Annotated in this window: 27 protein-coding genes; 24 read left to right on the top strand and 3 right to left on the bottom strand. The window is 49.8% G+C overall.

Features of this window, described 5'->3' with window-relative positions; genetic code table 11:
- Positions 1-55 precede the first annotated feature (55 nt).
- The 18 genes from M3194_RS08480 (at position 56) to M3194_RS08565 (ending at position 16,524) form a co-directional block, all read left to right on the top strand.
- Positions 56-835 carry a segregation and condensation protein A gene (locus M3194_RS08480; RefSeq protein ID WP_251652978.1) on the top strand — a complete coding sequence of 260 codons (780 nt, stop codon included), beginning with the start codon at positions 56-58 and terminating at the stop codon, positions 833-835.
- On the top strand, positions 804-1,427 hold the full coding sequence (scpB, locus tag M3194_RS08485; RefSeq protein WP_251652979.1) for an SMC-Scp complex subunit ScpB: 624 nt from the start codon (positions 804-806) through the stop codon (positions 1,425-1,427). The genes M3194_RS08480 and scpB overlap by 32 nt, the downstream gene beginning before the upstream one ends.
- A 223-nt stretch (positions 1,428-1,650) precedes the next feature.
- Positions 1,651-2,646, top strand: coding sequence for a methionine ABC transporter ATP-binding protein (locus tag M3194_RS08490; RefSeq protein WP_251653206.1), 996 nt, complete (start codon positions 1,651-1,653; stop codon positions 2,644-2,646).
- Positions 2,643-3,320, top strand: coding sequence for a methionine ABC transporter permease (locus M3194_RS08495; RefSeq protein WP_251652980.1), 678 nt, complete (start codon positions 2,643-2,645; stop codon positions 3,318-3,320). Before M3194_RS08490 ends, M3194_RS08495 begins: the two co-directional genes overlap by 4 nt.
- A 45-nt stretch (positions 3,321-3,365) precedes the next feature.
- A complete protein-coding gene (locus M3194_RS08500) occupies positions 3,366-4,205 on the top strand; it encodes a MetQ/NlpA family ABC transporter substrate-binding protein (protein ID WP_251652981.1) in 840 nt (279 codons plus the stop codon).
- A 232-nt stretch (positions 4,206-4,437) separates the two neighbouring features.
- A complete protein-coding gene (locus M3194_RS08505) occupies positions 4,438-4,881 on the top strand; it encodes a DUF427 domain-containing protein (RefSeq protein ID WP_251652982.1) in 444 nt (147 codons plus the stop codon).
- 131 nt (positions 4,882-5,012) lie between these two features.
- Positions 5,013-5,702 (top strand): DUF2953 domain-containing protein, encoded by a 690-nt coding sequence (locus M3194_RS08510; protein ID WP_251652983.1) that lies wholly within the window; start codon positions 5,013-5,015, stop codon positions 5,700-5,702.
- Positions 5,703-5,831: 129 nt separating this feature from the next.
- A complete protein-coding gene (gene ytfJ, locus M3194_RS08515; protein ID WP_251652984.1) occupies positions 5,832-6,296 on the top strand; it encodes a GerW family sporulation protein in 465 nt (154 codons plus the stop codon).
- A 164-nt stretch (positions 6,297-6,460) separates the two neighbouring features.
- Positions 6,461-7,585 carry a D-alanyl-D-alanine carboxypeptidase family protein gene (locus M3194_RS08520; RefSeq protein ID WP_251653207.1) on the top strand — a complete coding sequence of 375 codons (1,125 nt, stop codon included), beginning with the start codon at positions 6,461-6,463 and terminating at the stop codon, positions 7,583-7,585.
- 64 nt (positions 7,586-7,649) lie between these two features.
- Positions 7,650-8,342, top strand: coding sequence for a nucleoside recognition domain-containing protein (locus tag M3194_RS08525; RefSeq protein ID WP_251652985.1), 693 nt, complete (start codon positions 7,650-7,652; stop codon positions 8,340-8,342).
- The gene (locus M3194_RS08530; protein WP_251652986.1) at positions 8,335-8,868 is read left to right on the top strand and encodes a spore maturation protein; all 534 of its coding nucleotides are present in this window, start codon (positions 8,335-8,337) and stop codon (positions 8,866-8,868) included. The genes M3194_RS08525 and M3194_RS08530 overlap by 8 nt, the downstream gene beginning before the upstream one ends.
- Positions 8,869-8,923: 55 nt before the next feature.
- Positions 8,924-9,667 carry a pseudouridine synthase gene (locus tag M3194_RS08535; protein WP_251652987.1) on the top strand — a complete coding sequence of 248 codons (744 nt, stop codon included), beginning with the start codon at positions 8,924-8,926 and terminating at the stop codon, positions 9,665-9,667.
- A gap of 91 nt (positions 9,668-9,758) precedes the next feature.
- Positions 9,759-10,286: a redoxin domain-containing protein gene (locus M3194_RS08540; RefSeq protein WP_251652988.1), complete on the top strand. Its 528-nt coding sequence runs from the start codon at positions 9,759-9,761 to the stop codon at positions 10,284-10,286.
- 30 nt (positions 10,287-10,316) lie between these two features.
- Positions 10,317-11,984 (top strand): cytochrome c biogenesis protein ResB, encoded by a 1,668-nt coding sequence (gene resB / locus M3194_RS08545; RefSeq protein ID WP_251652989.1) that lies wholly within the window; start codon positions 10,317-10,319, stop codon positions 11,982-11,984.
- A complete protein-coding gene (gene ccsA / locus M3194_RS08550) occupies positions 11,981-13,240 on the top strand; it encodes a cytochrome c biogenesis protein CcsA (RefSeq protein WP_251652990.1) in 1,260 nt (419 codons plus the stop codon). Before resB ends, ccsA begins: the two co-directional genes overlap by 4 nt.
- A 38-nt stretch (positions 13,241-13,278) precedes the next feature.
- Complete coding sequence (locus M3194_RS08555) at positions 13,279-13,995, top strand: response regulator transcription factor (protein ID WP_015843966.1); 717 nt, start codon at positions 13,279-13,281, stop codon at positions 13,993-13,995.
- Positions 13,995-15,455 carry an ATP-binding protein gene (locus M3194_RS08560; RefSeq protein ID WP_251652991.1) on the top strand — a complete coding sequence of 487 codons (1,461 nt, stop codon included), beginning with the start codon at positions 13,995-13,997 and terminating at the stop codon, positions 15,453-15,455. The genes M3194_RS08555 and M3194_RS08560 overlap by 1 nt, the downstream gene beginning before the upstream one ends.
- A gap of 547 nt (positions 15,456-16,002) precedes the next feature.
- A complete protein-coding gene (locus tag M3194_RS08565; protein ID WP_251652992.1) occupies positions 16,003-16,524 on the top strand; it encodes a hypothetical protein in 522 nt (173 codons plus the stop codon).
- A gap of 94 nt (positions 16,525-16,618) precedes the next feature.
- On the opposite strand, the gene serA is transcribed toward M3194_RS08565, so the two are convergent.
- Positions 16,619-18,211 (bottom strand): phosphoglycerate dehydrogenase, encoded by a 1,593-nt coding sequence (gene serA / locus M3194_RS08570; RefSeq protein ID WP_251652993.1) that lies wholly within the window; start codon positions 18,209-18,211, stop codon positions 16,619-16,621.
- Between the two features lie 387 nt (positions 18,212-18,598).
- Here serA and M3194_RS08575 point away from each other — a divergent pair, with 387 nt between their 5' ends.
- Complete coding sequence (locus M3194_RS08575; RefSeq protein WP_251652994.1) at positions 18,599-18,925, top strand: rhodanese-like domain-containing protein; 327 nt, start codon at positions 18,599-18,601, stop codon at positions 18,923-18,925.
- A gap of 12 nt (positions 18,926-18,937) precedes the next feature.
- Here the strand turns inward: M3194_RS08575 and M3194_RS08580 are convergent, their stop codons facing one another.
- Positions 18,938-19,843, bottom strand: coding sequence for a hypothetical protein (locus tag M3194_RS08580; protein WP_251652995.1), 906 nt, complete (start codon positions 19,841-19,843; stop codon positions 18,938-18,940).
- Between the two features lie 107 nt (positions 19,844-19,950).
- On the opposite strand from M3194_RS08580, the gene M3194_RS08585 reads away from it, so the two are divergent.
- Both M3194_RS08585 and M3194_RS08590 read left to right on the top strand, forming a co-directional pair.
- Positions 19,951-20,553, top strand: a complete 603-nt coding sequence (locus tag M3194_RS08585) for a CPBP family intramembrane glutamic endopeptidase (protein ID WP_251652996.1) — start codon at positions 19,951-19,953, stop codon at positions 20,551-20,553.
- Positions 20,550-20,783, top strand: coding sequence for a hypothetical protein (locus M3194_RS08590; protein WP_251652997.1), 234 nt, complete (start codon positions 20,550-20,552; stop codon positions 20,781-20,783). The genes M3194_RS08585 and M3194_RS08590 overlap by 4 nt, the downstream gene beginning before the upstream one ends.
- Here M3194_RS08590 and M3194_RS08595 read toward each other — a convergent pair.
- Positions 20,773-21,630 (bottom strand): polysaccharide deacetylase family protein, encoded by an 858-nt coding sequence (locus M3194_RS08595; RefSeq protein ID WP_251652998.1) that lies wholly within the window; start codon positions 21,628-21,630, stop codon positions 20,773-20,775. The two genes, M3194_RS08590 and M3194_RS08595, sit on opposite strands and share 11 nt — an antisense overlap.
- Before the next feature lie 120 nt (positions 21,631-21,750).
- On the opposite strand from M3194_RS08595, the gene M3194_RS08600 reads away from it, so the two are divergent.
- The 3 genes from M3194_RS08600 (at position 21,751) to M3194_RS08610 (ending at position 24,308) form a co-directional block, all read left to right on the top strand.
- Positions 21,751-22,116 carry a hypothetical protein gene (locus tag M3194_RS08600; RefSeq protein ID WP_251652999.1) on the top strand — a complete coding sequence of 122 codons (366 nt, stop codon included), beginning with the start codon at positions 21,751-21,753 and terminating at the stop codon, positions 22,114-22,116.
- A 197-nt stretch (positions 22,117-22,313) separates the two neighbouring features.
- Complete coding sequence (locus M3194_RS08605) at positions 22,314-22,928, top strand: genetic competence negative regulator (RefSeq protein WP_251653000.1); 615 nt, start codon at positions 22,314-22,316, stop codon at positions 22,926-22,928.
- A 138-nt stretch (positions 22,929-23,066) separates the two neighbouring features.
- Complete coding sequence (locus M3194_RS08610) at positions 23,067-24,308, top strand: Glu/Leu/Phe/Val family dehydrogenase (protein ID WP_251653001.1); 1,242 nt, start codon at positions 23,067-23,069, stop codon at positions 24,306-24,308.
- Positions 24,309-24,311 lie beyond the last annotated feature (3 nt).

The following is a 24,311-nucleotide window of genomic DNA, read 5'->3' on the forward strand; positions in this document are numbered from 1 at the left end:
TTACTTGTTATAGGACGTCAGCCGTTTGCGCCACATGGCAGGGGGATCGTAAGAAGTGACGATGCACTACAAGTTGGAATCCTTTGAGGGACCGCTCGATTTACTGCTTCATCTTATCGATAAGTCAGAAATCGACATCCATGAGGTTTCGATTAGTGAAATAACGGATCAATATATGGAGTACTTGAATGCGATGAAGGAGCTCGAGCTGGAGCTTACGAGCGAGTTTCTTGTCATGGCGGCAACCCTGCTGGCCATCAAGAGCAATCAGCTTCTGCCCAAGCCTCCCGTATTTGAGGATTTCTTTGAAGAATGGCAAGATGACGGGCTTGATCCGAGAGACGAGCTCATTCAGAAGCTGGTTGAATATCGTAAATTCAAGCAAATTGCAGAGCAGCTTCGGGAGAAGGAACTGGAGCGCAGTCTCATCTATTCCCGCGAGCCGGATGATATGACGCCTTATATGAAAGAAGAGATCGTCAATCCGCTCGAGGGCTTGCATGTCTCCGACCTGATTGCCGCATTTCAGCGGGCGCTGCGCAGAGCGGCACGCCGTAACATTGTAGCAACCGTGCAGCGGGATGAAATCTCGGTTAAGGACCGGATTCGGGATATTGTTGACGTTCTGAAGCAGTTCGAGACCGTACGATTCTCCCGTCTGATCCGCGAGAACATGGGCAAGCATGAGATTGTGGTCACGTTCCTGGCTATTCTGGAGCTTATGAAGATGAAACATATTCGCTGCTTCCAGCATCAGCTGTTCGATGACATCGTCATTCACTGGAGAGGAGAAGCAGCGGACAATGGATTATCCGAAACTGAAATCGATTATTGAAGGCTTGTTATTTATGGCAGGAGACGAAGGGCTGAACAAACGTCAGCTTGCCGATATTCTACAGCTTGAGGCTGATTTGGCTGCAGATCTGGTCTATGATCTGCATCGCGATCTGGCTCGGGAGGAGCGCGGAGTTCAGGTAACGGAGGTAGCAGGTGCTTACCGGATGACAACCAATCCGGATCATGCGGCATATTTCGAACGCATGGCGTACACCCCAACCCGTTCCCAATTGTCGCAGGCTGCCCTTGAGACGCTGTCGATCGTCGCGTACCGCCAGCCGATTACCCGTATCGACATTGAAGAGATTCGGGGCGTTAAGAGCGACCGGGCGATTCAATCGCTGGTATCCAAGGATTTAATTGAAGAAGTGGGACGGGCCGAAGCCATCGGCAGACCGATCTTGTACGGAACAACGAAATCATTCCTGGATTATTTTGGCTTGCCGAATATAAAAGCCTTGCCGGAGCCTAAACAAGTCGATATTGATGAAGCCCTGGAAGAGCAGACGCAAATGTTGTTCGAACGCCTTGGCGAACGTCAGACGACAATTGATGAGTTTATCCCTGTGCACGAGAACAAGGAATCATAGAATTGTTAAGTTTTTCAAAAGAATGGTCAAAATGGTGAACGTTTGGTCCGTTATTTCCCGTTACAGCGGGATAACGGACCTTTTTACTTTTTTATCTAGTGACAATAGCGCTGAAAGTTGGTTATAATGGCGGTTGTTCTTTTTTTATAAGCAAAGGATGAACCTGTTCCTACAGGGGATTCTAGCAGTAATGGCATACGATGGATGGCAGGAGGTAATACCACTGATTGAGCTTCTAGACATAAGAAAAACATACGGCAGCAGCGTAGAAGCTGTTAAAAATATAAGCCTGACTATTCAGAAAGGCGAGATTTTCGGCATTATTGGACATTCCGGGGCCGGAAAGAGCACCTTGCTCCGCTGCGTAAATTTGCTGGAGCGTCCGACTTCCGGTTCGGTTAAGGTGGGAGACGTGGAGCTTACCCGGTTATCGACGAATCAGCTGCAGAAGGAACGCCGCAGAATCGGAATGATTTTTCAGCATTTCAATCTGCTCTCGATGGCGACTGTCCGCGATAATATCGCGTTCCCGCTGGAGCTTGCGAAGATGCCCAAAGCGGAGATCAAGCAGAGGGTAGACGAGCTGCTGAAGCTGGTTGGACTGGAGCAGCATGCGAGCAAATATCCCGCACAGCTCTCGGGCGGACAGAAGCAGCGCGTGGGGATCGCAAGAGCCCTTGCGAACAATCCGGATGTGCTGCTTTGCGACGAGGCAACATCGGCGCTTGACCCGCAAACGACAAACGCGATTTTGTCATTGCTGCTTGATATCAATCAGAAGCTTGGCATCACGATCTTGCTAATTACGCATGAGATGCATGTCATTCGTTCCATTTGCGATCGCGTTGCCGTTATTGACGGCGGCGAGATTGTAGAGATGGGGGATGTATTGGATGTCTTCCTGAAGCCGCAGCATTCGATTACGAAGGATTTCGTCAGCCAGATCGCCGATTCCTTCGATCCGCGCGAACTGATCAACACAAGGAGCGGCAGGCTTGTGAAGATCAATTATGTTGGCGAGATTACGTACGAGCCGCTGTTGTTTAACGCAGTGAAATCAACTGAGGTTCAGTTCACGATACTGCAAGGAACGGTTTCCCGCATGAAGAATACGCCATATGGACAATTAGTAATCGAATTTATCGGAGCAGACGGAGAGATTGACAAAGTGCTTGACGAGCTTCGGGCAAAAGGGCTGGAAGCAGGTGATTTGAAATGATGCTGAAAAATACCATTGATTGGAGCCAGGTGCGCTGGGAGGATATCTGGCCGGCCACCAAGGATACGCTGACCATGCTTGGCGTCTCTCTTTTCTTTACGGTTATTTTCGGACTGCTCATTGGCGTTGTCCTGTTTCTAACCTCAAGAAAGCAGCTGCTTGAACAGTCAGTTGTCTATTTCTTTATGTCCATTGTCGTCAACATTTTGCGCTCCGTTCCGTTTGTCATCCTTATGATTCTGATCATGCCTATGACAAAGGTGCTCACAGGTACAACGCTTGGCGTACAAGGAACGATCCCGCCGCTTGTTGTGGCTGCCGCGCCGTTCTTCGCCAGATTGGTGGAGACTTCGCTGCGCGAAGTTGACCGGGGCGTTATCGAGGCGGCACAAGCGATGGGTGCTTCCAGATGGGATATCGTAAGACGAGTCATGCTGCTCGAAGCTAGACCGGGCCTCGTGGCAGGGATTACCATTACCGCGGTTACGCTTGTGTCTTACACGGCAATGGCAGGCGTAATTGGCGGCGGCGGTCTAGGTGACCTTGCCCTTCGATATGGTTACCAAAGGTTCCAACTGAGCGTCATGATTGTTACGGTCCTGCTGCTCATCATTTTGGTTCAACTCCTGCAGATGGTAGGCGATCATTTGGTTCGCCGGTTCAGCCGGAAGTAAGGTGGACAACATAGAAGCAATATACAGAAGATGGAGGAACAGAAAATGAAGAAATTTGGTTTCATCCTGCTTGCGCTTACGCTTGTTATCGCATTATCCGCGTGCGGCGCAAAGAAAGAAGAAAACAACGCATCTGCGGGAAACGGCAATGACACGGTGAAAGAAGTCACTTTAAAGGTTGGTGCCACTCCGGTACCGCATGCAGAAATTCTTAATTTCATCAAGCCTGCATTAAAAGAACAAGGCATTAACCTTGAGGTTGTCGAATTCAACGATTATGTACAGCCTAACACGCAATTGTACGAGAAGCAGCTGGACGCAAACTTCTTCCAGCATACGCCTTATCTGGATCAGTTCAACAAAGATAAAGGCTACGACCTTGTAAGTGTAGCAGGCGTTCACATTGAGCCAATGGGCGCTTATTCGAAAAAAGTTAAAAGTGCCGATGAATTGAAAGACGGCGCTAAAGTAGTTATCCCGAATGACCCTACCAACGGCGGCCGTGCGCTTCAGCTGCTTGCTGCAAACAACCTGATTAAGCTTAAGGACGGCGTAGGCGTGGCCGCTACCGTTCATGACATTACGGAGAATCCGAAAAACCTGAAAATTACGGAGGTAGAAGCTGCTACTCTTCCTCGCGTTCTGGGTGAAGTAGATCTAGCCTTGATCAACTCCAACTTTGCCCTTGAAGCAGATCTTACGCCAACAAAGGATGCGCTCTTCATCGAAGGAAGCGACTCCCCATACGTTAATATCCTGGTGACTCGTCCAGACAACAAGGACTCCGAAGCCATTAAGAAATTGGCTGCCGCTTTGCAGACGCCAGACGTGAAGAAATTTATTGAAGACACTTATGCGGGTGCGATTGTACCGGCATTTGAATAAGCTATTGAAGGCAGGAAAACCGTTCCGATTATTGGAGCGGTTTTTCTTTTTGCAATTAATCCCATTATTCTTATAGGATAAATAAAAATTGGTGTTGTGGAACAAATTGGTACATGCTATGATCTTCTCGTAATCTACCTTATTGAATCTATTACAACTATTACAGCTATCACAGCTATTCGGGATTCAGAGCCCTTTCTGATTAGAAGCTAAATTTAAGGAGGAATGCATCATGTCGGTTGGACATTTTGATACGCAATGGAATTCGCGGGATGGGGAGCGTTCTCTCATTAATGTCACACCAAGCTCCAGACGCATTCAAGTTGTTATTAACGGCAAGATCATTGCGGACAGCAGACGGCCCCTTATCGTGCATGAAAAAGGGCTTGCTCCATGTTACTATTTCCCGGTGGAGGATGTCAGGATGGATTTATTGAAACCTTCCGAAACGATAGCCCGATGCCCTTATAAAGGTATTGCAACCTATTGGCATGCTAATGTTCTGGGCCGGAAATATTCGGACGTGGTTTGTAGCTACCGCAAGCCTCTTCCCGGGGCTCTTAAAATCGCCCGGCTTCTTTGCTTCTGCAATGAGCAGGTTGATGCCGTATATGTGGATGGAAGACGATGGATTCCGGAGGATGAGGACAGGCTGCCTTGCGGAGGTGCGTCGTAGATTGCCTCTTTGGTTTCTCTAGCAAGCAGTAACCCCTGGGATTCTTACATCCCGGGGGCTTTTTTGCATGAAATCCGTTTGCCAAGACATACTACTTATATCTATTTTCGGAAGTATGGAGGAAGCATGGAATGATCGGTTATCCGTATTTATGGGTACTTGCAGCCGGTCTCATTATTGTGCTTTTCCTGCTCATTATCTTGGTATCACCGGTTGAAATTCTTGGTGAATTGAGACGTGATGGAGAGAATGACGACATCGAGATCAAATTTAAAGCGGTCTTTGGTTTACTTCGCTATAAGATGAAGATCCGCTCGCTTGATTTCAGCGGCAAGGCTATCCGTCTGCACGAGCATTTAATGGGTACAAGCATCGGCATGAGCAGCAAGAATGAAAAAAATGATGAGATCGACACGCATCGAGTGATGGTTGGAATCGAGAAATATAAGCGCGCTGCGGCCCTAACCCATAACTTGTCTCATTGGGCTAAGCAAACGCTGGCCAAGGTCAAGCTGGAGGAGTGGAAATGGTCAAGCTCCGTTGGCACGGGAGACGCGATGTGGACGGCTATGGCTACCGGCTTATTGTGGTCGGTCAAAACGACAACCCTTGGCGTTTTATCTCAATTCGTTAAGCTGAGGGCAGAGCCTCGGGTTGAGGTGAAGCCTGTTTATACCCAGCCCTGTTTTACGACGGAATGGTCCTGCAGAGCCAAGATCGGCTTTGGCAATGCAATTATGTCCGGCCTGCATCTGCTCGTTCGGTTGAAGAAGGCGAAGGAAGGCGTGCAAGCCTGGCGGAGCCTTTTGTTTAAGTCTTAGCGTGCACAATTATGGAGTTGACGATTGGTTCCATACATAGTCCACCCCCGTGATGAGCACAATACCAAAAGTGTAGGCGAGTCCTCATCCATAACGCACAAACACAATTTAACTTCAGGAGGAGTCACAATGCCAGAACATCCAATTCAAGGCCTAATGCAGACCGCAATGGAAAACATCAAAGAGATGGTCGACGTAAATACGATTGTTGGCGATCCCGTTCAAACGCCGGACGGCAGCATCATTATGCCGATATCCAAGGTTGGCTTCGGCTTTGTAGCCGGCGGCAGCGACATTCGGTACGACGGATCTGCAACACACGAGCATGCATCGCCTTCTGACGGTCACAACCATCAATCCAGTGCTGTTGGACCATTCGGCGGCGGCAGCGGCGGCGGCGTCTCCATTACGCCAATCGCATTCCTCGTTGTAGGAACGCATGGCGTGAAGATCGTACCGCTTGATAATCAAACGCATCTGATGGAACGCATCATTGATTCCGCCCCTGTTGTATTCGACAAGGTACAGCATATGTTCAAGACGTCGGCGGCAGGTTCAAGTGACTATATAACAGGAAACGACACCCTCATCTAGGGAACTGCCCGCAAGGGCAGTTTTTCATTTCTGGGGGCAGGCATGTCTTAATCTGCTCTCAGGAAGCATATACTGTACAAGGTGAGGGCTGACGATAGGAAAGGAGCAACGAAAACGTGAAAGTTACTCGCCGGATAGGAATCGTACTATGGGCAGCAAGTTTGATTTGGGGGACAAGCTTCCCCGCATCCGTACAAGCGGCACCAAGGCCGTATCATACAAGTGCGAATGCTTCCGCGATTATTGACGTGAAGTCGGGAAGATTGCTGTATAACGAGAACGGAGATCAATCCATGCGGATTGCGAGTTTGACTAAGATTATGACAGCCATTGTGGCTATCGAGCACGGTAAGCTGTCGGACAAGGTAAAGACAAGCAAGAGCGCGGTTGGCAAAGAAGGCTCATCCATCTATCTGCAGCTTGGCGAGGAAATGACTCTGCTTAATATGCTTTACGGATTAATGCTCCGTTCCGGCAATGATGCGGCCACCGCGATTTCGGAACATGTGGGAGGCTCTGAAGAAGGCTTCGTTCATCTCATGAACGAGAAAGCGGAGATGCTTGGTCTAACGCATACGCAATTCAAAAATCCGCATGGCCTTGATGCGGAAGGACATTATTCGTCTGCCAATGATCTTGCTAAGCTGACAGCCTATGCGCTTCGAAATCCGGTGTTTGCCGAGATCGTGAGCACCAAGGTCAAGAGTGTCCCGAATCCGCATGAGAAGTGGAAGTACAGTTGGGCTAACAAGAACAAGATGCTCGCGATGTACGAGGGAGCGGACGGCGTCAAAACCGGTTATACCAAAAAAGCGCTCCGTTGCCTGGTCAGCTCGGCTACCCGGAATGGACAGCAGCTTGCGGCAGTAACCTTGAACGATCGCGATGACTGGATTGATCACCGTCAAATGCTGGACTGGGGCTTCAAAAACTATCCGCTGATGGAAGTGGCAAGCAAGGGTCAGACGATTGCCGGATACCCCTATGCGGTGGGTAATACGTTCTATTATCCTTTAGCCGAAGAGGAGCGGGGCAGTCTGCAGTCCCGGCTGGTCGTTCTTGACATAGCAACGATGAATTATAAGCTTGGGGAACGCGGAGCGCTGGAATGGTATTTGAACGACCAGAAGATTGGTTCCATTCCCGTGTATGATATCGGAAGCGCCAGAATGAGTCTGCCCGAGCGAAAGCCGATGTCGGATGCCGCTATGCTAGATTACAAGAAGGCGGTCAATGAGCGCGGCAGCTTTTTGCATGCGATTACTTCCGTTATCGGAGCATTATTTTGAAATATATGAAGTATAGGACGGCGCAGCCGTTTACTCTTGGCTAATCGGGGGAGGTAAGCCAATTATGGTGAACTGGATATGGTTGTTTTTTATTGTGATCAGTGTTGTTGTAGCGGCCATAAACGGCCGGATTGACGCGGTAACACAGGCGGCATTTGACGGTGCCAAATCGGGGGTGACGATCAGCTTCGGACTGATCAGCATAATGGTATTCTGGCTGGGGATGATGAGGATCGCCGAGGATGCCGGCGTGCTGAAGAAGCTGGCCAAGCTGCTAAGCCCGGTTGTCAGACGCTTGTTCCCTGACGTTCCGCCCAATCACCCTGCGATGGGCTATATTATGAGCAATTTGAGCGCCAACCTTTTTGGGCTAGGCAATGCTGCCACGCCAATGGGAATTAAAGCCATGCAGGAGCTGCAGAAGCTAAATCCTGACCAGCATACGGCAACGCCAGCGATGTGCACGCTGCTTGCGTTAAATACTTCAAGCATTACCTTGGTTCCTACGACGCTAATTGCAATCCGAATGAATTACGGTTCGGCGAATCCTGCGGAGATCGTCGGTACAACGCTTGCGGCAACCTTCGTTGCAACGGGCGCCGCCATTCTGGCAGACCGGTGGTACCGCAGGAAGTCGTCGCCGCCTCCGGGCAAGACGACCTTCCATCCCAAACAAATACCCGTCAATAAAGCGATAGATCCGCCTATGCCTGCATCTGCCTCACTCCGCAACAGTGGAGGTGGGGACATTGTTTGATCTGTTTACCCGAATATCGGCTTGGCTTATTCCTGCCATTATCGTATTTATTCCTTTGTACGCAGCGTTTCGCAAGGTTCCCGTGTATGAGACTTTTATCGAAGGCGCCAAAGACGGCTTTGGCACGGCGATTAACATCATTCCCGCTTTGGTTGGCATGATGGTGGCCATCAGCATGTTTCGGGCTTCCGGTGCCATGGATTTGATGCTTGGCGCGGTGCGGCCTATATTTGACTGGCTGAGCATACCGACCGAGGTATTGCCGCTTGGCATTCTCAGGCCTCTTACCGGTGCAGGGTCGCTTGCCTTTACCGCTGATCTTATCGCCACCCATGGACCGGATTCCATGATTGGCCGTATTGCTTCCACCATACAAGGCAGTACGGATACAACCCTGTACGTGCTGACCGTTTATTTTGGAGCGATTGGCATCCGCAAAACCAAATATGCCCTGAAAGTAGGCTTATTCTCGGATATGGTCGGATTTTTGGCGGCAATTATCATCTGTATGTACATATTCAAGTAGCCGGTGCTTGTGCTTTGCCTTCCATATCGTTATGATGGAGTTTGAGGTGAAAGCATTGGAACGTTTACAGAAAATATTAGCGCAAGCGGGCATCGCATCCCGTCGAAAATGCGAGGAGCTTATTCTGGCCGGTGCCGTTGAGGTGAACGGCGAGAAAGTAACAACGCTTGGAGTGAAGGCGGATCCGGCTGCAGACGAGATTACGGTGAATGGAAGGCCGATCCGCAGCGAGAAAAAGATCTACTTGATGCTGAATAAACCAAGGGGTGTCATCACAAGTGCCAAGGATCCGCAAGGGCGCAAAGTGGTGGCTGATTTTTTGCCTGGAATTAGAGAGCGCGTCTATCCGGTCGGACGTTTGGATTACGATACGGAAGGGCTGCTGATTCTCACGAATGACGGGGAATTTGCCAACCTGCTGACTCATCCGAGTCATCACGTACCTAAGACCTATTATGCAACCGTGAAGGGTGTTCCGCATGGTTCTTTGCTGGATCAGCTGAAGAAAGGCGTTATGCTTGAGGATGGAATGACAGCCCCGGCCGAGGTTGAATACCAGGATATCGACGAAGAGAACAATACGTCGACGATTCGCATCACGATCTATGAAGGCCGTAACCGCCAGGTACGCCGCATGTTCGATGCCATCAAGCATCCGGTGATCAAATTAAGACGTGTCAAATTCGGCGAGCTGGGCTTGCGGACACTGGCGAGAGGGCAGTTCAGACACCTCACTCCGGTTGAAGTGAAAGAGCTTAGAGACCAGGCCCGCAAGACACATAAAGTTCATAAAAAGTAAACGGCGGCAGCGGTTATTGCCGCCCATTTTTCGTTATAATGAATGTATTCTAAGCTGACATCAATGGTGAAATGTAGGTGATGGGACGGGAATGGGCAAGTATCGAAAAACGGTGCAAATTGTCATTCTGCTTGCCGTGCTTGTTGTAGGCGGATATGCCATTGGCAATACCCTATTCGCCGCTAAGGACGGGGGAATCCCGAAGATCGGGGAAGAGCCGCCCGATTTTGCACTAAGCGATTTGCAGGGCAATACGCACAATCTTTCCGATTATAAAGGCAAGGCCGTTGTCATTAACTTCTGGGGGAGCTTTTGCCCGCCGTGCGTGAAGGAAATGCCGGAGTTTGAGCGTCAGTTCGAGAAGTGGAAGGGTTCAGGTCTTGAGGTGTTGGCGATAAATCTAAGCGAAGACACGTTGACGGTGAACAATTTCGTGCACCGGTTCGATCTGAGCTATCCGATTTTGCGCGATGTGAACCGGAAGACGGAACGCAAATACGGGCTGGAATCCTATCCAACAACCTTTTTCGTTAAGCCGGACGGGACCATTCTTGACGTATTTGTAGGCGGAATGAGCGAGAAGGACATTGATTCTCGCGTTGATCAACTGCTTCAGTAAGAAGGACTTGCTATACTAGGGGGTTTCACGGTGTTATCGCTACATAACACGAAATGCGAATGCGGGCATCAGAATGCGGTAGGCACGGTGCTGTGCGAAAGCTGCGGCAAGCCGTTGATCGAAGACGCCGAGAGCGATGCCCCTCTTGAGATGCGCTACGACGGCGTAGCGCGCCGGTCGCAGAAGAGTAATCCGAATCCGATTGATAAGATTTGGAACTTCTTCTCTTCCGTCAAAATCGCCGTATACCTGATTGTGATTACGCTGGTCACGGCAATGCTGGGTACGATATACCCGCAGGAAGGCTCCTTCCTGAACAATTTCAAGCCTTCTGTGTACTACGAGGAAACCTACGGGCTGCCCGGCAAGATTTATTATAAGCTAGGCTTGTCTCATACATACGATTCATGGTGGTTCATTACGCTGCTCGTGATGATAGGCACTTCGCTCGTCATCTGCAGTCTCGACCGCGTGCTGCCCTTGTACAGAGCGCTCAGCAAGCAGCAGATCCGCAAGCACATGCGTTTTATCACAAGGCAAAAGACCGTTTACAACGGTCAGCTTGACGGTGATGCGGAAAAGTGGGTCAAAGAGTTCTCCTCGCATCTGAAGAAAAAGCATTACAAGATACATACAGACGGTACGGCGATGCTTGCCGAGAAGAATCGGTTCAGCCGCTGGGGACCTTATATTAATCATATCGGTCTGATTCTATTCCTGCTGGCCATATTGGGCCGAAGCCTTCCGGGCTGGCAAATGGACAGCTACGTGACCATTCCCGATGGGGACACGGTACAGATTGAAGGAACGAACTACTACGTGAAGAACGAGAAGTTCACCGTCGAATATTACGCGGATGAGGAGCTCCCGCCCGAGCTTCAGGGAACCGTTCGCGCGAAACGTTACGAAACCGCTGCCGTGCTGTACAAATGCACAAGCAACTGCGGAGACAATGCAACCGGGGAACCCGTGCTGGAGGAAGTGAAGAAGCAGGATATTCGGGTGAATCACCCTCTTAAGTACGACGGTCTCAAGCTGTATCAATTCGACTACGATGTTACGCCTAAGCTGAAGAGTGTAAATCCTATGTTGATCAACAAAGAGACCGGCGAATCGTACGGACCGTTTGAGCTGCCGATGAAGGATGCGCCGCTTGATTATACGCTTGGACCTTACAAAATGAAGCTGGCGGCCAATTACATGGAGTTTGGGATTGGCGAGGACGGAGAGCCGGTTACGCTCAGCCGCGATCCGAATGCTCCGGCCTTTATTTTCCTGATTACGGGTCCCGGTTTGCCGGAGAGCGGTCAGCCTTATATCTATTTCCCGATGCAAAAGGATAAAGAAAAGTTTGATCAGGACAAGCTTAATGCTTCTATCGCGGGCAAGCTGGAGATTAAAGTAGACGGCATGGAAAATGTGCATTTCGCTGAAGCCTCCACTTATCTAAACGTCCGCAAGGACAAAGCTCTGACTTACGTCTGGTATGGAGCTGCGATCTCGATGCTGGGCCTGCTGCTTGGCTCTTACTGGCAGCACCGGCGGATCTGGCTGCGAATCGACGACGGGAAGCTGTCGCTTGGCGCCCATACAAACAAAAACTGGTATGGCATGAGAGCGGATGTGGCCTACGCACTCCGGAAATCCGGAATAACGGTAGAACCCAAGTCGCTTGATAACGGAGGGAATAACGCGTGAGTTATGTCGATTTCAGCAGCGATGCCTTCATCGCCGCCTTTTTCTTATATTCCTTTGCATTCCTGTTCTATGTGGTCACGATTGCAGGGAAGAATTGGAGCAACCGCGACCCAGAAAAGCATGAGCAACGCTGGTCGCGGATCTCGTTTGTCACTTCGACGCTTGGACTTATTGCTCATCTGACCTTTTTCTTCACCCGCTGGTTTGGAAGCGGTCAAATTCCGACCAGTAACATGTACGAATTTATTACCTTCCTTGGCATGGCCATTATGATCGCGTTTACAATCGTATACGCGATTTACCGCAAGCCGCTGCTTGGAATGTTCGCGCTGCCGCTAGTGGTATTGGTTGTTGCTTATGCGTCGGTATTTCCGCAGGAAGTTCAACCGCTTATTCCGGCACTCAGCTCGATTTGGCTGAAAGTGCATGTAACTACCGCCGCGCTTGGCGAAGCGTTCTTCGCGGTAGGCTTTGCAGCGGGTCTGATGTACCTGCTTCGCGTGGTGGACTTCAAGCAAACCTCGAAGGAAGCTAGAAGAGATCAATTTTGGGTAGAATTCTCTTTATATACGATCGTGCTCGTTATTGGCTTCATTGCAGTCGTATTTATCTTCCGAGGAGCAGGCTATGAGGCTTCCTTCACCCAAGAGAATGTTACGATTGACAGCAAGGGCGTGGATCATTCCTCGACCGATACGGCGGAATATACGCTGCCGCCAATTGTCAAGCCGTATAACAGCACGGCTGATCATATGGATTCTTTCCTTGGCATGGATAAACCGCTGCTTGAGGCACCAAGCTGGTTGAACGGCGTGAATGCGGGACGTAAGTTAAATACGGTCATTTGGTCGATTATTGCCGGCTCGATTCTGTATGGGCTTATCCGTCTCTTGTTCCGCAAACGGATCGGTGCGGTTATTCATCCGCTTATGGGGGACATTGACCCTGAGGATTTGGACGAGATCAGCTACCGTGCCATTGCGATAGGCTTCCCGGTCTTTACGCTGGGTGCGCTTATCTTCGCCATGATTTGGGCCAATATAGCCTGGGGAAGGTTCTGGGGATGGGATCCGAAGGAAGTATGGGCGCTTATCTCCTGGCTTTACTACAGTGCTTATCTGCATTTCCGTTTATCCCGCGGCTGGCAGGGCAAACGTTCTTCGTGGCTTGCCGTAATCGGGTTTGTCGTTATCCTGTTCACGCTGGTTGGGGTTAACCTGGTCATCGCTGGTTTACACTCCTACGCAGGCGTATAATAATTCCTATGAAAATGATTTGAAAGGAGCAACACCGCATGTCCGACTATGCAAGCCGTATTCTGGTAGTAGATGACGAGGAACGGATTCGTCGTTTGCTGAAAATGTATTTGGAGAAGGAAGGCTATTTGATCGATGAAGCGGAAGACGGCGAGACGGCGCTTCGGCTGGCAACCGTAACCGACTATGCGCTCATTCTGCTCGACGTGATGCTTCCGGGCATTGACGGCGTGGAGGTGTGCTCCCGTTTACGGCAAGTGAAGGCAACGCCGGTCATTATGCTGACAGCCAAAGGCGAAGAGATGAACCGCGTGCAAGGATTTGAAGTTGGCGCTGACGATTATGTCGTGAAGCCGTTTAGTCCGCGCGAGGTGATCTACCGGGTGAAGGCGATTTTGCGCCGCTCGTCCGCTACGGCCTTTCTGACCAAAGAAGTGAATTCGAGCAACAACATTGTATTCCCTCATCTGGTCATTGAGCATGATGCGCACCGCGTATCGGCAGGAGGTCAGGAGGTGAGCCTCACACCGAAGGAATACGAGCTGCTGCATTATTTGGCGGTATCGCCGGATAAAGTTTTCTCGCGCGAGGAGCTGCTGAAGGATGTCTGGAATTATGAGTTCTTTGGCGATCTTCGTACCGTGGATACTCATGTGAAACGTCTTCGCGAGAAGTTGAATAAAGTATCGCCAGATGCGGCTTCGATGATTACGACGGTATGGGGCGTCGGCTACAAGCTTGAGGTGCCGAAGTAATGCGGCTGATCAAACGCTGGGGGCATTTTGCCCTGCATACGGTGGTCGGGAAGCTATGGTGGACGATTATGTTTCTCGTCGCCCTTGTCCTTGTTATTCTCGGGACGTTCCTGCTCCAGTATATTGATATTGCCTTTAAAGATTCTCAGCATCAGATTAAAGTATTGTTTATTGTGGTTGCGATACTAGGCTTTTTGCTTTCTACTTTCTTTGCCTTCTTCCTGTCATCAAGGATTCAACAGCCCTTGCTTCAGTTAAAGAGGGCAGCGGATTCCATTGCTGGCGGTAACTATAAGACGCGGGTGCAAATCCGGTCCTCGGATGAGATCGGGGATCTGGCCAAAACGTTTAACCATATGACCGAGCAGTTAGGTACGCTGATTGATGACTTGAATCATGAGAAAGAGCATCTGTCCAGCATTCTGAGGAGCATGGGGGACGCGGTTATTACGTTTGACGCGGATGGGGAAGTCATTCTGACGAATCCTCCCGGGCATATGCTGGTAAGCCGCTGGTCCGATCTGGAGATGGACATCGATTGGGAAGAGGAAGAAGCTCCTCCGTTCCATGGCGTGCCGGGTCCTCTGCGAGACACGTTCCAGCGCGTCATGCAGTCCGGCCGAGACTGCACCAATAAGGTGCAGGTCATTAACAATGCATGGTCGGTTGTCATGGCTCCGCTCCAGAACGATGGCATTGTCCGCGGCGCGGTAGCCGTTATCCGGAACGTTACGGAAGAGCATAAGCTCGAGAAGCTGCGCCGGGACTTTGTAGCTAACGTCTCCCATGAAATCAGAACACCGCTCTCCATGCTGCAAGGCTATAGCGAAGCGCTTCTGGACGATATCGTGGCTTCGCCGGAGGAGAGGAAGGAGCTCGTTCAGGTTATCTATGATGAGTCCCTTCGGATGGGCAGGCTGGTCAACGACTTCCTTGATATGGCACGGATGGAAGCCGGTCATGTTGAGCTTAGCTTGCAGGAATTCGATCTGAGGAATGTCATTCGCCGGGTTCACCGGAAGTTCCAGGTGTACGCGAAGGAACGTGATGTGAGCCTTATCGCTGATCTGCCTAACGAACCGCTTGCTGTTCGCGAGGCGGATGAAGACAGAATTGAGCAGGTGCTTACGAATCTGATGGATAACGCGCTTCGCCATACGCCGGCAGGCAAATCGATCAAGATTGCCGGTCAGCTGGCCACGATTACCAATCAGCATTATGTGAAGCTGATCGTGGCGGACGAAGGACAAGGTATTCCCAGCGAGGATGTTCCTTATATCTTCGAACGGTTCTATAAGGCGGACAAAGCACGCAAACGCGGAGCTTCAGGCGGTACCGGTCTTGGCCTTGCAATCGTTAAAAACATTATCACGCAGCATAACGGCCGGATCGAGGTCGACAGCGTCCTTGGCAAAGGCACAACATTTACGCTGCTGCTGCCTGTCGAATCGAATCAATAGTTGTCAGTACGCTCCCTTCGGGGAGCGTTTTTTTGTTGAATCGGGAGGATTAATCTTGTTGTTCGTGGAACATGGGGTGGTTTTTGTTGTTTTCGCTCGGAAGTGGGAGGGAGGGGCGGCGGTTTGTTTCGCTTCGCTTTGGTGGCTTGATGGCTCGAGGGACGGGGTAATGCTCTTTCGGCCGCTGTTGTCTGCCCATTGCCTTGGATTGGAATTGGTCTTGGGCAGGCAATGGACAGACAAAGGCGGACGCTCCGCTCCTCAAGAACATTACCCCCCTTACCCTCTCGCGAGCCACCCAGCTCAAAAGACAAATGCCTCACCATGTTGGCGTAAGGCGTGAAGGGCAGCCGTTCCATTACCCCTTCGGGCTCTCGCGAGCCCAAAGGAACATAATTCGGATCGGTATAATGACCGGAATTACAAACCCCTACCTACACCGTGAGGTGGGGTTATGTAAAAAATAGGAAGGGAAATTGTCCTCCAAGCTAGAATATATCTCTGTAGGTGTTTTATGATCTAGAAGAGACATGGGAGCGAATGAACAATGAGCGAATTTAGTCAAAGCTACCATCTCCGTACGGAGAAAAAAGAAGAAGTTATTACCTTACTCAAAGCCGCTGACCGGCATGGGTATGTTTTTGAACCAGTTAACGGATGGGTTGCTTTTACGATCAAAGATGCTAATTTTAATTTGGATGAAGAGGTAATGAAGCAGAACATGGGTCTTTTGGTTCATTATGTTTATTGTGAGGACCATGAATGGAGCCTTTCAGTCGTTGATAAACAAGAAATAGTCTTTGAATACAATTGTGACTGGAATGAGGATATTCTCATTCAACCGGAGCAGTTCGATTCAACTATTCTGCATCGATTGCCTACACAACCAAAACCGGAAATTGACCTCGATTCTCTTCTGTTCATTACAGATTTGGATCAAATATTTGATGCCGAAGCAAGTCCTGCTCATCAAATCGCGGATTACATCGGACTAACGCATTATGATTGGTTATCGGCTGATTATATCAGCAATGATCCTTCCTTTTATGAGGGAGTAATTGAAGTCTGATTTGGGAAATCATCCATTGATATTCTCAAAAGTTCTACTTCAAGTCTTACTACACAAAAACGCCGGACATCGAGGATGTCCGGCGTTTTATCTATTAGAACAATGTAATTTCTTTAGCCGTGTTCAGGTCAGGCAGGTTTGTCAATTGCTCGAGGATGTCTTTGCCTGCGTTTTTATCAACGGTCAGAACCATGATCGCGGAACCGCCAACCAGCTGACGACCTACTTGCATCGTTGCGATGTTCACGTCGTTGTTGCCCAGGAGCGTACCAACGCGGCCGATGATGCCCGGTTTGTCGTTATGCGAGATCAGGATCAGGTTGCCTTCAGGCGTAACGTCTACAGGGAACTTGTCGATTTGGACAACGCGTTCTCCATAGCCTGTGAGCAGTGTGCCTGCAACGATACGTTCTTCTTTTTTCGTACGGAGCGATACGGTTACCAGGTTCGTGAAGTCTTTGGAAGCCTGGGACTTTTGCTGTACGATGTTCACGTCGCGAACTTTAGCAAGGTGCATCGAGTTAACAACGTTTACTTGGTCGGAGCCAAGGTGATGGGACAACACGCCTTTGACAATGTAACGTGTCAGCGGCTGGGTATCAACCTCTGCAAGCTCGCCGGAGTAGCGTACTGTAATTTCTTGCACAGCGCCTTCGGTAATCTGAGCCACCAAGCTGCCGAGTTTTTCGCCCAGCGAGTAGTAAGGCTGCAGCTTGCTCTGCAGGTTAGCAGGGATAGGAGGCATGTTAACCGCGTTGCTGAACGGTTCGTTGCGCAGGATATGCAGCACTTGCTCCGATACGTCGATTGCAACGTTCTCTTGCGCTTCTACTGTAGATGCGCCAAGATGCGGTGTTACGATGATTTTCGGATGAGTCAGGAACGGATGATCTTCAGCCGGCGGTTCTACTTCGAATACGTCAAATGCAGCACCGGCAACGATACCCGCATCAACTGCTTCTACAAGCGCAAGCTCATCGATGATACCGCCGCGTGCGCAGTTAACGATACGCATGCCAGGCTTCATTACTTCGAATTGCTTCTTGCCGATCATATGACGAGTCTCGGGAGTAAGCGGCGTATGAACGGTCATGAAGTCTGCGTTACGAACGATTTCGTCTACGGTAGCCAGCTTAACGCCAAGCTTCTCCGCGCGCTCTTCCGTCATGAACGGGTCATAACCCATAATTTCCATTCCGAATGCTTTTGCGCGTTTCGCTACTTCGCTGCCGATACGTCCCATGCCCAGAACGCCAAGCGTTTTGTTGCGAAGCTCAACGCCGAGGAACGATTTGCGGTCCCAAACGCCGCCTACGGTTTTCAGGTAGGCTTGCGGGATGTGACGGGCAACCGCCATCATCATGGCAAACGTATGCTCGCAAGTTGTAATCGTGTTGCCGTCTGGCGCATTGATAACGATAATACCGCGTTGCGTTGCTGCTTCCAGATCGATATTATCCACGCCTACACCGGCGCGGCCTACAACTTTGAGCTGCTTGCCGGCTTCCATGATACGCGGCGTTACGCGCGTTTGGCTGCGCACGAGCAGGGCGTCGTATTCACCGATAATGCTTACCAATTCGTCTTCGCTGAGTCCAGGCTTTTTGTCGACTGCAACATCTTCTGCGTCTACAAGCTGTTGAATGCCCAGATCACTGATGGGATCCGATACTAACACTTTAAACATATGTAGATTGCCTCCTAAAATTTTTGTGAAGTGCCGACATATGGAGCAAACAAGCGGTCTGCCCGATATGTCGGCACTTCACGTCCATTTGTATTCTAAATAGATGGTCACTAAAACAAAAAACCTCGTCCCGGCACAGAAACGAGAGCGAGCCGGACGAGATGTTCGTCTGTAATACGGCAATCGTTGTTGTTGTTGTCCCTGATGTGTGAAAAAATGCACGCTTTATTATATGTCGAAACGTGATAAAACCGATATGGACAACCGTTACTATTTTATAGCATGGTGGTGGACAATTGCAATGTATAAACTTGATCAAATGTGAAATTTTCGTTATGATTCAAAGCATCACAAGAGATATGATCAGGTCAGGGGAGAGAGACGGTTATGAGTAAGTGGAAAGAATTGGAGCCTGCATTACTGCTGCAGCTGCTTGCGGACGGACAAATCGAGCCGGAGCAGGTTATTGACGTGCGCGAAAGTTTTGAATGGGATTTCTATCATCTGGAATCATCCCGATTAATACCTATGAATACGATCCCCTATAGTCTCGGAACCATTTCGGATGACAAACCGTTATATATAGTATGCGCGCATGGGGTGCGCAGTGCGGCCGTTTGCAATTATTTAGAAGAACAAGGCTATGGCAGCCTCCACAATGTTACCGGCGGAATGGCCGCTATAGCCTCGTTACAAGGATTTCAATATGATTGAGTGTGATTCCGTTTACGAGAAGAATGGGAGCTGAGGCAGCAGGGCCTGCTTATAGAGCTTCGAACGGTTCTCTGAAAAATCTCCGCTGCGCACGGCTTCCGTATCGATAAGCAGATCGGCGATCGCCGTTACCGACTTCAGATTCAGCTTCGCCGGCTGGCCAGAAGAGATAAAGTCATCGATTCGGCTCGTCAGATCCTGCGGATAAAAGACGGTAAGCTGCTCGCGGGAAGCGAGCTGGTCAGCCATAAGCTTGTTTTTGACGATTAGCGGAAGGTTTGACCATTTCTTGATTTCGATTACCTTTGGCATAGTATAATCAGTAGGGATGTTTGGCTCAACCGTTGCTCCCCATTTCATCATGGCGGCGTAATAAGCCTGTTGCGCGTCCAACGCCTTCCGTGCGGCAAGCCGGTAAGAGTCCAGTTGTTCAATTTTACTTTGCAGCTTGGAGACATCCGTTGATCTGGCGCCTGCAGCCGCTGCTCTCGCAGCCTGCTCGAACTGCTCCAGACTACGGATATAATTCGACTGGGCATCGCCCAGGAGCGGAGATTTCTGCATATCGAAGGATGCGGCTTCTGTTCGTTTCGAATGTGCAAGCTCAGCCAATTCCTTCAGCGTAGAGGATGCACTGCCCGGTTTGCCTTGAGCAAACTCGCTCATCGCAGCATCCCAATCGGATTGAAATTCACGGTAAGGCAAAAATACGGTATGATAAAAAGAGACAAGATCCTGCTGCTGGTAAGGACTGCTATCCGGAACCTTCGCAGCCTGCAGCTCTTTCATTTCGTATTTGGTTTCCGTTTTGGACGTTCCGAGCTTTACGCCGTAGAAGAATGCGCCAACGGCACAGACAAGCATAAAGACAAACCCCAAACTAAATATCATTGCGGAACGAGGTAAACGTTTCTCCATCACAAATCTCCTTCTATGGTATTAGATGATGCCGTCGTTTGTGCCCTATCAGTATAGGTGAAATGATCATAAAAGGAAATATGACCTACTTAGACAGGCGGGAAGCTATGAAAAAATTCGATCTCCGTAATATCCACGTGCGCCAATTATCCGTCGATGAGCTTGACGACCGCATGCTGCTAGTAAATCTTTACGTTACGCAAGCAATTACTATTATTATCGGTTTGGTATGGGCATTATTTCAGCGTTCCAATCCATTTCATTTGTTACAATTTCCCGATAATCTTTCCTTCTTATGGTGGGGGCTTGGTCTGGCGGCTGCTGTTATTGTCGTTGACCTGCTTATTTCCAGATGGGTTCCGGAGGAAGCAACCGATGACGGTGGCATCAACGATCGTATTTTCCGCAACAGGCCGGTATGGCATATTGTTGTTATTTCGTTTGTGGTTGCCGTCTGCGAGGAAGTATTGTTCCGGGGCGCAGTCCAGCATTCCTTTGGTCCGTATTGGACGAGCATCATCTTCGCAGCCATTCATGTCCGTTACCTGAAGCATTGGATTCCTACGGGTCTTGTCTTCTCGATCAGTTATGGGTTAGGCTGGATTTATATCGAGTCCGGTACTTTATGGGCGCCGATCCTTGCGCATTTCTTGGTTGATTTGATTATGGGATTAATTATCCGATTCAGGAGGGAGCAGACAGAGCAGTGATGAGCAGAGTGGAGAAATTCGGTAGCTCAAGAGGGAAACGACAACATGTGCAGGCGGCAGTTCAGCCTGGCAACGCGACCGACACGAATGCAGAGGCGCTGCCGCCTAGACGTAAGGTACACCCTTCCAGTGTGCAGAAAGTAACCAAATGGTATTATAATCTTTTATTTCTGTTATTCGTTTGTCTGGTGGCAGGGCTCTTCTATTACGGCTTGCGGTTTACGGAGTGACCTTAATCGTCTCGGGATCGATGAAGGTATACCCCTTCTCCTCGAGCTTTGTAAGCAGGTCGTCGAGTGCGGCAGCCGTCCATGTTAATTCATGCATCAGAATATTGGCCCCGGGATGAAGCTGCTCCAGCACGTTGCTGACCACTTTGTCCGGATTGCCGGGAGACTTTTGCTCCCAATCAAGTGAACCATTCGACCACGTCATGAACAGCATGCCGTGGTTTTTTGCCGTCTCCTTGACGGCATCCCCGCCGGAGCCGTACGGAGGGCGGAAGAACAAGGGTTCCTTGCCAATCAGCGCTTTTACCTCTGTTTGAACATCGGCGATTTGCGATTCGACCTTAGCAGGCTCTTCTTTCTTAAGATCGACGTGATCCCAGGAATGATTGCCGATCGTTTGTCCCCGTTCATGGATCAGCTTCAATAATTCGGGATGCTGCTTGACTCTGTAGCCGTTCACGAAGAAAATCGCCTTTGCTTTATGTTTATCCAGCGTATCGAGCAGACTATTTATAACTTCCTTATTGTGCGGAGCATCGTCGAAGGTAAGCAGAACCGCTTTTTTGGATGTTTTTGCTTCATCAAGAGGGACGAACCGGTATGCGCTTGTCATTTTGTACAGCGGTGTTTTTGCCTCGGGTGTTGGACTTGGCGTCGCTGGCGTTTCGGCTGGCGCTGTAGTCTTGGCGGATGCTTGGGCGGCAGGAGGAGATTGCGCGGCAGCTGTGCTTGCTGACGGCTCAATGCTTGTACCTGTGTTAGTTGCCTTGGTCGGAGAACTGCAAGAGGTCAAAAGTGCTGTAAGGGCAAGAACGGCACAGACAGTGCCGAGGTTAGCTTTGGTCATCAAATCTCCACCTTGTTGTCAGTAGTTTGGCTGCTTTATCCAATTTTAACATACGGTCAAAGGCGTTGCCCGTTTTCCTGAAATTGAGCAGGATGATGCTTGTTGTCGGGGAGAAAATAAATGGTGCAACTATCCCCGAAGGAGGAAACGCATATCATGAGAATCGGCGGGTTCATGTTAGGCGCCGCAGCAGGTCTGGCGGCAGCCGTATACGTATCACGCAAAAGACCCGGAATGGCGGCATGGGCATCCAGCTCGCTTGCGAGCGCATGTTCGTCCATCGGCAAAAGCGCGGCATCCATGATGATGAAAAGAGGGCTTAACAAAGCAGTAGAGGCATCAACGATTGCCCCAAAGCATTCAGACGATACCGCCGGAAAGCAAGGAGGAGGCTGGGAGCAGGTTGAGCAGTTAATCAACAGCGATCCCGGACTTAAGGAGCAGGCGAGTCAGATCATGGCGGAATCGTCTTTCAAACCGCATTAATGAAGCTGCATATGGAATCGTTGATGTACGCGCTTGTTACCGGCGCTGCATAAACGATTCTTTTTTTGCCTAATTTAGGTGCAATCCGGGGACAGACATGATAAAGTAATACATAGTACGATTTGATCATTTTGATCACATCTTACCAATAATTTCATACGCTGTTTACAACAGATGCTGCAGAGGAGGATCCTGTCATGAAAATCGAACGGCTTAGTCAGGACAAGATACGGATTTTCCTGACGTTCGACGACCTGCTCGAGCGGGGGATCCAGAAGGAAGACATGTGGCGCGAAATCCCTAAAGTACACGATCTATTCAGTGAAATGATGGAACAAGCATACAGTGAACTGGGTTTCGATGCCAGCGGCCCGCTTGCGGTCGAAGTGTTTGCCCTCCCCGCCCAAGGAATGGTGGTGATCGTCACCCGTGGCAAAATGAACGGTCAATCCGATGAACGGGCAACCGATGATGAAGACACGGAAGACGAGATATACGAAATGGAAGTTACGATGGAGCAGAGCGATATCGTAATGTATTCATTCAGGGATTTTGAGGATGTCATTAATGTATGCAAACAGCTGCAGGCAGCTTCGCTTACGGAGGATGGACGCTTGTATTCGTACAACGGGAAGTGGATTTTGGCGCTTGAGCCGGCACTAATCGAGACGGCACGCCATAATGCGGTAATTGCCTTGCTTGCCGAATACGGAGAAGCGACATCTGTCACCTACGCAATGCTGGAGGAGTACGGCAAGGTCATTATGCCGTCTCAAGCTGTGCGGGAAATTTGCACTCATTTCTATAATTGAGAAGCACATGGGATTAGAGCATCGGCAGACAAATAATTGTCTGCAGGTGCTCTTCTTGCATGTAATGGGGTGCTTTTGGAATATCGTGATGTATACACGCTCATATTACAAGTAGACAAAGGCGGGTGAACTTGAATTATGGCGGATAACGATGTTTTAAAGTCCACACAGGTAGTTATTGAAGAAGCCCTATTGAAGCTTGGCTATAAAGAGGATATGATTGAGCTCTTGAAGGAACCGATGCGAGTTCTAAGCGTCAGGATTCCTGTTAAGATGGATAGTGGCGTAACCAAGGTGTTCACCGGCTACCGGGCACAGCATAATGATGCGGTTGGCCCGACAAAAGGCGGTGTCCGTTTCCATCCGGCCGTAACGGAAAACGAAGTAAAGGCATTATCGATCTGGATGAGCCTGAAATGCGGCATTGCGGATCTGCCCTATGGCGGAGGCAAAGGCGGCGTCATCTGCGATCCGAGAAAAATGTCGTTTGGCGAGCTTGAGCGGCTGAGCCGCGGATATGTCCGCGCAGTAAGTCAGATTGTTGGCCCGACCAAAGATATTCCGGCTCCGGATGTGATGACCAACTCGCAAATTATGGCTTGGATGCTTGATGAATACAGCCGCATTAGAGAATTTGATTCTCCCGGTTTCATTACGGGCAAGCCGATTGTGCTCGGCGGTTCCAGAGGGCGAGAAACGGCCACGGCTCGCGGCGTTGTTATTATGATTCATGAAGCGCTTGCTCTTAAAGGAATTGAGCTGAATAAGGCAAGAATTGTCATTCAAGGCTTCGGCAATGCCGGAAGTTATCTTGCCAAATTCATGCATGAGGCCGGTGCGAGAGTAATTGGTATATCCGATGTGAACGGAGCGTTGTATAATGAAGATGGATTAGATATTCCTTACTTGCTCGATCGGCGCGATTCCTTCGGCAATGTAACGAATCTATTCCCGCAGACGATATCCAACAGGGATCTGCTCGAGCTGGACTGCGATGTGCTGGTCCCCGCTGCAATCGAGAATCAGATTACGGAGGATAACGCTCCGCGCATCAAAGCAACCATAGTTGTGGAAGCAGCGAATGGACCCACTACTCTCGAAGCGACGAGGATACTATCCGAACGCGGCATCCTGCTTATACCGGATGTACTGGCGAGTGCCGGAGGGGTTATTGTCTCTTATTTCGAGTGGGTTCAGAACAATCAGGGCTTCTACTGGGATGAACAAGAAGTGGATGACCGGCTGCGGGTTATGATGATCCGCGGCTTTAACCAAGTATACGAGATTCATAAATCAAGGAATGTCAACATGCGTCTTGCCGCCTATATGGCAGGCGTACGAAAAATGGCGGAGGCGGTGCGTTATCGCGGCTGGGTATAACCG

It is taken from the genome of Paenibacillus glycanilyticus (assembly GCF_023715145.1).
GTDB classification, from domain to species: domain Bacteria; phylum Bacillota; class Bacilli; order Paenibacillales; family Paenibacillaceae; genus Pristimantibacillus; species Pristimantibacillus glycanilyticus_A.

Excerpts from the sequence above, each read along its gene's own strand:
- scpB (WP_251652979.1), top strand. The coding sequence starts at position 804 with ATGGATTATCCGAAACTGAAATCGATTATTGAAGGCTTGTTATTTATG.
- M3194_RS08495 (WP_251652980.1), top strand. The coding sequence starts at position 2,643 with ATGATGCTGAAAAATACCATTGATTGGAGCCAGGTGCGCTGGGAGGAT.
- M3194_RS08500 (WP_251652981.1), top strand. The coding sequence starts at position 3,366 with ATGAAGAAATTTGGTTTCATCCTGCTTGCGCTTACGCTTGTTATCGCA.
- M3194_RS08505 (WP_251652982.1), top strand. The coding sequence starts at position 4,438 with ATGTCGGTTGGACATTTTGATACGCAATGGAATTCGCGGGATGGGGAG.
- M3194_RS08510 (WP_251652983.1), top strand. The coding sequence starts at position 5,013 with ATGATCGGTTATCCGTATTTATGGGTACTTGCAGCCGGTCTCATTATT.
- ytfJ (WP_251652984.1), top strand. The coding sequence starts at position 5,832 with ATGCCAGAACATCCAATTCAAGGCCTAATGCAGACCGCAATGGAAAAC.
- M3194_RS08525 (WP_251652985.1), top strand. The coding sequence starts at position 7,650 with ATGGTGAACTGGATATGGTTGTTTTTTATTGTGATCAGTGTTGTTGTA.
- M3194_RS08540 (WP_251652988.1), top strand. The coding sequence starts at position 9,759 with ATGGGCAAGTATCGAAAAACGGTGCAAATTGTCATTCTGCTTGCCGTG.
- M3194_RS08555 (WP_015843966.1), top strand. The coding sequence starts at position 13,279 with ATGTCCGACTATGCAAGCCGTATTCTGGTAGTAGATGACGAGGAACGG.
- M3194_RS08560 (WP_251652991.1), top strand. The coding sequence starts at position 13,995 with ATGCGGCTGATCAAACGCTGGGGGCATTTTGCCCTGCATACGGTGGTC.
- M3194_RS08565 (WP_251652992.1), top strand. The coding sequence starts at position 16,003 with ATGAGCGAATTTAGTCAAAGCTACCATCTCCGTACGGAGAAAAAAGAA.
- serA (WP_251652993.1), bottom strand. The coding sequence starts at position 18,211 with ATGTTTAAAGTGTTAGTATCGGATCCCATCAGTGATCTGGGCATTCAA.
- M3194_RS08575 (WP_251652994.1), top strand. The coding sequence starts at position 18,599 with ATGAGTAAGTGGAAAGAATTGGAGCCTGCATTACTGCTGCAGCTGCTT.
- M3194_RS08580 (WP_251652995.1), bottom strand. The coding sequence starts at position 19,843 with ATGGAGAAACGTTTACCTCGTTCCGCAATGATATTTAGTTTGGGGTTT.
- M3194_RS08585 (WP_251652996.1), top strand. The coding sequence starts at position 19,951 with ATGAAAAAATTCGATCTCCGTAATATCCACGTGCGCCAATTATCCGTC.
- M3194_RS08595 (WP_251652998.1), bottom strand. The coding sequence starts at position 21,630 with ATGACCAAAGCTAACCTCGGCACTGTCTGTGCCGTTCTTGCCCTTACA.
- M3194_RS08600 (WP_251652999.1), top strand. The coding sequence starts at position 21,751 with ATGGTGCAACTATCCCCGAAGGAGGAAACGCATATCATGAGAATCGGC.
- M3194_RS08605 (WP_251653000.1), top strand. The coding sequence starts at position 22,314 with ATGAAAATCGAACGGCTTAGTCAGGACAAGATACGGATTTTCCTGACG.
- M3194_RS08610 (WP_251653001.1), top strand. The coding sequence starts at position 23,067 with ATGGCGGATAACGATGTTTTAAAGTCCACACAGGTAGTTATTGAAGAA.